The following is a 5,734-nucleotide window of genomic DNA, read 5'->3' as shown; positions in this document are numbered from 1 at the left end:
GATCGCCGCCCCCTACCCGATGCGCGCCCTGCGCGGCTGATCCTGACACTGTCGCTGGCGGCGACGGTCGGGCTCGGGCGCTCCGCCTGTGCGCAGGCCCAATCCCTGCTCTTCGACCGCGCCCGCCTAAACTCCGCGTCTTCTGGCTACATTGGACCTTCGGGCGGGATTGCCTTGCAGTCAACCGGGTGTGCATTCAACGCGGAACCCATGACCGATTAGTGTACCGAACGTATGAGCAGCAATGAGGATGCTATGGGAACAGCCCACGTGTCTCCTTTGCTCCACGTACGCGCTCCACACCGATGGCCATCGCTGCGGTCCGGTTGAACACGTTGTCGCGCTCGCCGCGTGCTAACACTTGGTCTAAGGCTCGGTCTAAGACTTGATACTCGCGCCGCATTACCTCTTCCTCCTCCCAGAACAACCGCTGTAGGTCCTGTACCCACTCGAAGTAGCTAACTACTACTCCTCCCGAGTTGCACAAAATGTCCGGGATCAAAAAGACTTCTTCCCGACGCTTGTCCAGGATTTGATCAGCTTCGGGTGTGGTCGGTCCGTTAGCGCCTTCGGCAAGGATGCGACAGCGCAGATCGGAGGCGACTCTGGCGTCTATCACTCGTTCGACCGCAGCCGGAACAAGTACATCGCACGGCAACGACAAAATGTCCGCCGAATCTAAATTGAGTTCGTTGGAGTAGCCCTCTAAGCTTCCTCGCGAAGCAGCATGTTCAACTAATTTTGGAATATTGAGGCCGGCAGGACGATAGAGACCGCCGGTGTGATCGCTTACCGCGATGACTTTGACTCCCTTGTTGTAGAGTTCGAGCGCTGTGACCGAACCGACGTTGCCAAATCCTTGGACGACTGCGGTTGCACCGCTCAGACGGATCCTTAGTTTATCCGCGGCGCGACGGACCAAATGCGCCACACCCCTGCCTGTCGCTTCACGTCGCCCCAAGGTTCCGCCCGCGCTGACGGGCTTACCTGTGACGATCTCAGCGACCGTTTGTCCCTGATACATCGAGTAGGTGTCCATGAACCAGGCCATGATCTGCTCGTTCGTGCCCATGTCAGGCGCCATCACATCCGTATGAGGCCCAACGAATGGAATCATTTCCTGCATGTATCGACGCGAAAGCGCTTCAAGTTCGCGCTTGGACAAGCTCGACGGGTCGACATTAATTCCACCCTTCGCGCCACCATACGGCAAGCCGACCAGCGCGCATTTCCAGCTCATCCAGATTGCTAGTGCTGCAACCTCGCCGAGATCGACGCTCGCTGCGAAACGAGTGCCACCCTTCGTAGGACCAAGTGTGAGGTGATGTTGCACACGATAGCCCTCAAAGACGGCTGTGGTGCCATCGTCGCGGTGAATTGGACAGGATACAGTGACCCCTCGCTTAGGCATCAACAACCGTGCTCTGACATCTTGCGGAATGGATAGATAATCCGCGATAACCTCGAATTGTTTTACGGCCATGTCAAAGACTGGCCCGCGGTACGCGGTCACGTTAGCTCCTTAATCACAAGTTGATCTAGCAGATGCGCAGTTAATCGATGCCCGCGATGATAATACATGGAACAGAAATTTGCCTCCAAGGATTTTGGCCTAGTAGAGATTTGGAGCTTCGATTGCGGGTACGGCGAGGAATGTAAAGCTTTTCGCGCGAGCCAAGGCTTCTATGCGAGGGCCACGATTGCTCAGCAGTCTGCGGGCCAATCGCTTGTGGACGTGTATCTGGCCCTAGAAGCTCTCGATCATCATGGGACAGCACGGATTTCTCCTCACCCGCGGGAGGCCACGGTCCTTCGAGTGCTTCGCGCTTCTCCTCGACGGCGACACCCCAGAGCGCGAGCATCGCCTCGTCAGGATTCTGATAGGCCCCCCGAACGAGCCGTCGCCGATAAGCGCGCCCACTCAAGTGCACGCTTGGCCTCCATAGGCGCTGGCGCGCTCGCGAGACGTGTCCACGGAAAGTTCTCCATCCAGCTTGCATGACTACCAGAGGGATCGATCCCCCTACCTTGGCGGAGGTTTTCGGCGCAATCCATCAACGGTGGGACTTGATCGCATCAGCTCGATGAGCAGGGCGCCGAGGGGCGCGTTGCGACGATGGCCATTGACGACAGGATGCGACAGAAGGCGTTGTCATCGGGCGCAAAACCGTAGGGCATCACTGAAAACACCGGCACCCGAATGACTCGGCCGCCTCGATGGCCATGCGCTCGGCAATAATCGAGTCGACACACAGCGAGAGCTGCGCGTGCTGCTCGGTCGAGCTGAGCGGCAGGATGCAGCGATCATCCCGCTGCGCCCTAGCCTCGACTTGCATCCAGTTCGTGTCCGCAATACGCACCGAACTTTTTCTCCTTGTGCCTCCGGCCGCAGTCCGATGGCCGGCATTGGGACTTTACCTCTACAAGGCCGCCTATCTTGCGGCCATGGCCAACGGCGGTTCTGTTACCGCCCCAATCGGATTGTTGAAGTTGTTATGGTTGCGAAAGTCCTTGAGGGCGTCCCTTGCTGCTGAAAGAAGGACCGGATCGGAAAGCGCGTCGGCTGCAACGCCGGCGATAGCCTTGGCAGCGAGCGTTATCCCCTTGTGCGCGGCAGCCGACTTTCCTTGAGCAACGAGCTGCCACGAGTGGTACGGTGTTCCGACCGCAAAGCATGCCACCCGGCACTGTACTGTCGGAACCACCCAACTAACGGTTCCCACGTCTGTGGACCCAATAGTGTCGGTTGAAGCCCCACGTAGCGGATAGATCTGCTCGCACAGAGATTCGGAACTAGCCGGTAGCCCCAACCGACTGTAGGAAGAACGGACATCATCTGCCGTGAAGGTGCCTTGTATCTTCCTGGCGAACTCTCTATCCGACTGGTCGAATCCTGGCCCTCCCAGCTGAACCAGATTTGCGTGCATGGCTTCTTCCAGCGGCTCGTTCGCCACTAGATTTGCTTCACCAGAAAGCTGCCTTATTTCTACTTTCGCCTCCGTCATAAGAGCCGCTCCCTCCGCGATTTTCTTGACTCGCTCCACCAGCTCCCACATCTCGGCCAGAGTGCGTGCTCTAACCAAATGGCGCACTACGGCACGCGACTGCACTACATTTGGCGCGATGCCGCCACCGTCGACGATTGCATAGTGGATACGCGCCGAAGACGGCATGTGCTCGCGCATATAGTTTACCCCGACGCTCATGAGCTCCAGCGCGTCAAGCGCGCTGCGTCCAAGATGGGGCATCGCGGCAGCATGCGCTGCCCGGCCGTGGAAAGTGAATTCCATCTCGGCGCATGCTAGGGACACAGGGACCGAGACACCCGTAAAGGCGGCAGGATGCCAGCAAATCGCCACATCAACGTTGTCGAAAGCGCCAGCGCGAACTAAGAAGCTCTTCGCAGACCCCCCTTCCTCGGCAGGGCACCCGTAGTAACGCACCCGCCCCGGCAATCCAGCTTGCGCAAGCCATTCCTTGACTGCGCTAGCAGCTAAGAGAGATGCCGCCCCGAGCATGTTGTGACCGCAGCCATGCCCAGAGCCACCCAGGGAGAGAGGCATCTCTTCCACCACACCGGACGCTTGGCTCATGCCAGGCAATGCATCATACTCGCCAAGGATCGCAATCACCGGCCCACTCTCACCAGCCTCGCCCATGACTGCAGTTGGAATGCCGGCCAACCCTTCGGTCACCGAAAAACCCTGGGAGGCGAGCGCCTCGCGGTACGCACCCAGAGCGAAGAACTCCTGGTAGTTCAATTCAGGATGGTCCCAGATCCGGTCGCTTAACTCGTGAAATTTCGACTGGTAAGCCTCGACGAGCCCCCAGACAGGCTTCGCGTTACTCTGCATCAATCTAGCTCCGTCGGATCCGTCTAAGTGTTCCAAAGCGCCTCGGGTCGATCGGCAAGATAGACGAGGCGCAGTCTTTTTCCTGTCCACATACTACGCGATACTATCGCACCCTCAGCGTTGCACTTCCCCATTAATCGCCTTAATTCGTTCGTAACTCGGCATTTGAAAAGGAGAATGCGCAGTTTTTATGCGACCACCGGAGGAGCTGGACAGCAGAGTCGCGGGCCGATCTGTAATCGCTCATCCTCACAGAGAAAGCGACGAGAGCCTCTAAGCCTTTCCATTGGCCGCTTTGATCGACACCGAACCGGGTCCCATCGCAGTCTCAACTGTGAAGAATCGGCGAGCGCGAAGTATCTCTATCCACCAGGCAGCCCTAGCATTATTGTCCTCCAGTCCGGCGACGACCACCCTGCGCCCGATGTTGGCTCGCAGCCCGGCGGCTTCCAACATGTCCTGCGTCAATGCAGACTTGCTTGCTGCAATGATTCCGCGCGCTTTGTCGGGGGGAGTGTCTTTTCGAGGAAGGGAGCGAGGAGAAGGCTCAATAGAAACACCGGTACGTTTACCGCGGCGCGGACCGCTTCCTGGTATCGGATCGAGTACCCGCACGCGCAGGTGATCAGTTGCGCCCCCTCGCGTACGAGTTCGGTCGCCGCCTAAAGCCGATGTTATTTCCCCTGCGTCGGCCCCCAAAATCACGCTAGCATTTAAGCACCGGCTTGTAGCGCACGGGGACATTCCCCGTGCTGGCATTGCCGGTGTCCCAGGGTAAGTAAGGGCGGAGCGGTCATTTGCGACTCAGGCGAAACCGAGACTTTAGATCTGACTTATGAACCTCCTCCGAATTGATGGACACCTGTAGTAGGCTCGAAGAGCCAGGAGGTGTCGGATGGAAGGACGTCAACGTCGGTCGTTTACGGATGACTACAAGCGGCAAGCGGTTGATCTCGTAGCGTCGAGCGGGCGCTCGATCGGATCTGTTGCCAGGGAGCTTGGCCTGCGCGATTCCGTGCTGCGGCGGTGGGTGGAGCAGCGAGGGGTCCGGCTGGAGCCGACGGCGGCGACGCGGCGCCCCACAACGCAGGCGACGCTGCCGTCGGCGGACCATGCGGCGGAGATCGCGCGTTTGCAGCGGGAGAACGAGCGGCTGCGCATGGAGCGCGATATTTTAAAAAAGTCGATCGCGATCTTTGCTGGAGTTCCGAAATGAGATTTCGCTTCGTCGAAGATCGCCGCGCCGACTATCCGGTGACGATCATGTGCGGCGTGCTCGGTGTCTCGCCGGCCGGCTATTATGCCTGGCGCTCGCGCCCGGAGAGCCAGCGATCCGCCGCCAATCGTGAGCTCGTCGACGACATCAGGCGGGTTCACCGCGACACCAATGGTCGCTATGGCAGCCCGCGCGTCCATGCCGAGTTGAGGGCTCAGGGCCGCGGGGCAAGCCGCGGTCGCATCGAGCGATTGATGCGCCGCCATGGCATCAGGGCCATCATGGTGAAGCCACGCCGGATGCGGACCACCGACAGCGGTCACGATTTCCCGATCGCCCCGAATCTTCTCGAGCGCAACTTCATCGCCGCCGCGCCGAACCAGATCTGGCTCGCCGACATCACCTACGTCCAGACCGATCAGGGCTGGCTCTATCTGGCCACGCTGATGGATCTCTACAGCCGCAAAATCGTCGGCTGGGCGATGGCGGATCATTTGCGCGCCGAACTGCCAATGGCGGCCCTAGCGATGGCAATCGCGACACAGCGGCCTGGCGCCGGCTTGATCCACCATTCAGATCGTGGCGTTCAAGGCGGATTCAATCGATCGTCGCAACACCAGACTTGGAGGTTGCGATGGGCATTCGAAAGCGACGATCACTGCGA

4 protein-coding genes and 1 pseudogene are annotated in these 5,734 nt (G+C 59.2%); 2 read left to right on the top strand and 3 right to left on the bottom strand.

The window, feature by feature from the left end; translation table 11 throughout:
* Positions 1 to 222: hypothetical protein (locus Q3C01_RS44505; protein ID WP_458151674.1), on the top strand; the 222-nt coding region annotated here is incomplete at its 5' end.
* 31 nt (positions 223 to 253) lie between these two features.
* Here Q3C01_RS44505 and Q3C01_RS44500 read toward each other — a convergent pair.
* The 3 genes from Q3C01_RS44500 to Q3C01_RS44490 all read right to left on the bottom strand — a co-directional run bounded on the left by Q3C01_RS44500 (position 254) and on the right by Q3C01_RS44490 (position 3,854).
* Positions 254 to 1,513, bottom strand: a complete 1,260-nt coding sequence (locus tag Q3C01_RS44500) for a Glu/Leu/Phe/Val family dehydrogenase (RefSeq protein ID WP_458151673.1) — start codon at positions 1,511 to 1,513, stop codon at positions 254 to 256.
* 664 nt (positions 1,514 to 2,177) lie between these two features.
* The gene (locus Q3C01_RS44495; RefSeq protein WP_458151671.1) at positions 2,178 to 2,360 is read right to left on the bottom strand and encodes a creatininase family protein; all 183 of its coding nucleotides are present in this window, start codon (positions 2,358 to 2,360) and stop codon (positions 2,178 to 2,180) included.
* A 72-nt stretch (positions 2,361 to 2,432) separates the two neighbouring features.
* Entirely contained in the window at positions 2,433 to 3,854 is a 1,422-nt protein-coding gene (locus tag Q3C01_RS44490) for an amidohydrolase (protein WP_458151670.1), read from the bottom strand.
* Positions 3,855 to 4,749: 895 nt separating this feature from the next.
* Here Q3C01_RS44490 and Q3C01_RS44485 point away from each other — a divergent pair.
* Positions 4,750 to 5,660, top strand: a pseudogene (locus Q3C01_RS44485) (IS3 family transposase); the annotation flags it as partial.
* Positions 5,661 to 5,734: the final 74 nt, after the last annotated feature.

Source organism: Bradyrhizobium sp. UFLA05-109, from assembly GCF_054185165.1.
This window is presented reverse-complemented; position numbering and strand designations above follow the sequence as displayed.

Coding starts and splice junctions, on each gene's coding strand:
- Q3C01_RS44490 (WP_458151670.1), bottom strand. CDS start 3,854: ATGCAGAGTAACGCGAAGCCTGTCTGGGGGCTCGTCGAGGCTTACCAG.